This window comes from Clostridium sp. C8 (assembly GCF_001010885.1).
Classification (GTDB): domain Bacteria; phylum Bacillota; class Clostridia; order Clostridiales; family Clostridiaceae; genus Clostridium; species Clostridium sartagoforme.
The window spans coordinates 1-1,434 of sequence record NZ_LBMX01000019.1 but is presented as its reverse complement, the minus strand read 5'-3'; the positions used below and the strand labels follow the sequence as shown (position 1 = coordinate 1,434).

Sequence of the window (1,434 nt, the reverse complement as noted above, 5' to 3'; positions counted from 1 at the left end):
CCACTCGGGAACTCCCCCATTAAAATTTATTCATTTATCAGTTAAGTAAACCTTGCCGCCTTAACTGACAATGATTAGTATATATTTATTATATCTTAATTTCAAGTGTAATTTCTACGCATTTAGAGAATTTATATCTATTATAATCTATTTTTCTCCTATTTTCTTTAATTTAATACTAATATCTTTTTTTCTTATCATTTCTTTATAATATTAAATTTCAATTTTCTCTTTCATTTATGTATAACTTTATGTCTATATCAATTTTCACATTACATTTATGAATACCTTTATATTTCTACTTCTAACTCTTCTAAATTAATATATTCATTCATTATATTTTTAAAGACTTCATACTCTGAATTTGATGTCCTCTTCTTTACTAATAAAATTCCATTTTTTAAATTTATTTTATCTTCACTATTAGAAAAGTATTCATTTATTTGTATTATGTCTACTACAGATAAGTTTTTAAGTATTTTATTTATTTCTTCTCTTTTAGTTTTTTCTAATCCATTAAATAAATTATTATTAATGGTTCCATTTTTTATTAAAGTTACTTCTTTTTTATTAATTTCTTTATCATTATTTATTTCTTTATCTTCTAGAGCTTTTTCATCACTCAAAACTTTTTCATTCGCATTTGACTTTTCCATATCTATTTTATTTTCTGTATTTATATCTATAGAATTTCTACTTATAGTTTCTTCACTTTTTAGAGGTTCCCATATTAATAGAAAGTACACCGGTATACTAGCACCTATTAAAATAGTAGTAATGTAAATAAGAATCTTTTTCAAATTTATTCATCTCCTTTTATTTAATTAATTTCCTTTTTATGTTTTTTTATACATTTAATTATAATTATCTTCTTATAGACATATATTTGTATAATCGGGGGTGAATTTTTAGTGAAGCATAAAGTATTATATAACAAATTTAATTCTCATATTGAAATAGCAAACCATATTAAAGGCTATATTAGGAACAATACTATAATAGTTTGTATAGGTACTGATAAATGTATTGGTGATTGTTTAGGTCCTATGGTAGGAACATTTTTAAAAGAAAGACGATTCCCTCTTCCTGTCTATGGAACCATAGAATCTCCAATTCACGCTTTAAATATAAATAGACGATTAGGAGAAATTAATAAAATGCATCCTAATTCATTAATTATAGGAATTGATGCTTGTTTAGGCGAGGTTAATTCTATTGGTGAAATACATACCAGAGATTATCCAATCCATCCCGGAAAAGGTGTAGGTAAAAGCTTACCAGATGTTGGTACAGCTTCAATAATTGGAATTATAGATTCAAGTGAAAACGCTGAATTTTTTACTTCTAGAAGTATTCGTCTTCATTTAGTTATGGAAATGGCAAGAATCATATCATCTGCAATCATTTACGCATATAATATTTCTTATAAATAAA

The 1,434-nt window shown here is 24.4% G+C and carries 2 protein-coding genes; one reads left to right on the top strand and one right to left on the bottom strand.

Annotated features, from left to right (window positions below; all coding sequences use genetic code 11):
- Positions 1–290: 290 nt before the first annotated feature.
- On the bottom strand, positions 291–800 hold the full coding sequence (locus tag AAT22_RS03250; RefSeq protein WP_047000242.1) for a hypothetical protein: 510 nt from the start codon (positions 798–800) through the stop codon (positions 291–293).
- 111 nt (positions 801–911) lie between these two features.
- Between AAT22_RS03250 and yyaC the strand changes: the two genes are divergently transcribed.
- Entirely contained in the window at positions 912–1,433 is a 522-nt protein-coding gene (yyaC, locus tag AAT22_RS03245; RefSeq protein ID WP_016208038.1) for a spore protease YyaC, read from the top strand.
- The last annotated feature ends 1 nt before the right edge of the window (position 1,434 follow it).